The 1,056-nt window shown below is 63.4% G+C and carries 1 protein-coding gene; it reads right to left on the bottom strand.

The genetic code is table 11. The annotated features are described in order from the left end of the window. A partial coding sequence (locus DM374_RS32555) for an amino acid adenylation domain-containing protein (RefSeq protein WP_157969813.1) occupies positions 1-1,056 on the bottom strand: 1,056 nt, incomplete at both ends.

The raw sequence follows: 1,056 nt of genomic DNA on the forward strand, positions 1-1,056 counted from the left end.
CTCGATCTCGCCCAGTTCGATACGGAAACCGCGAATCTTCACTTGATGATCGAGGCGGCCGGCGTACTCGATCACGCCGTCGGCGTGGTAACGCGCCAGGTCGCCGGTGCGGTACAGGCGGCCGCCATTGCTGGAGAACGGATCAGGGATAAAGCGTTCTGCGGTCAGCGAAGGCCGGCGGTGATAACCACGGGCCAGACCGTCACCGCCGATCAGCAACTCGCCACGGGCGCCTACCGGCAACACGTCGATATCGTCGCTGATGATATGCAGCGTGGTGTTGGCCAGCGGTTTGCCCAGCCAGACGTCGTCGCTTTCGGTGAGGTAATGGCGGGCCGACCAGATAGTGGTTTCGGTCGGGCCATAGACGTTCCACACATGTCCGGCCTGCTCGATCAAACGCTGCGCCAGTTCGGCACTCAGCGCTTCGCCGCCGCAGAGAATGGTCTTGCCGTTGAGCGCGCCAGCCGGTGCCGCGTCGAGGATCATCCGCCAGCTCGAAGGCGTGGCCTGGATCACCGTCACGTTCTGCTGGGCGATTACGCTCAGCAGGGCTTGCGGATCCTTGTTCTGGTGGGTGTTCAGCAACACCACGGCGGCGCCGCGCAGCAATGGCAGGTACAGCTCAAGACCGGCGATATCGAAGGACAGCGAGGTCAGTTGCAGGACCCGGTCCTTGCCCGTGATGCCCGGCTGATCGGCCATGCTGCACAGGAAGTTGACCAACGCCTGATGGTGAATCGTGACGCCCTTGGGCAGGCCGGTGGAACCGGAGGTGTAGATCGCGTAAGCCAGATTGTCCGGGCCTGCGACGCCAGGCAGGTTGTCCTGACCGTAGCCGTCCAGCCAGTCGCCATCCTGGTCCAGGCACAGGTTGTCGATACCAGCAGGGATCGGTAGTTGCGCTAACAGCGAGGACTGGGTCAGCAGCAGTTTCAGGCCGCTGTCTTCCATCATGTAGGCCAGACGATCCGCCGGGAAATCCGGGTCCAGCGGCACATAGGCGCCACCGGCCTTGAGGATCGCCAGCAGGCCGACCACCATCTCCAGCGAGCG

Source organism: Pseudomonas huaxiensis (assembly GCF_003231275.1).
Taxonomy (GTDB): domain Bacteria; phylum Pseudomonadota; class Gammaproteobacteria; order Pseudomonadales; family Pseudomonadaceae; genus Aquipseudomonas; species Aquipseudomonas huaxiensis.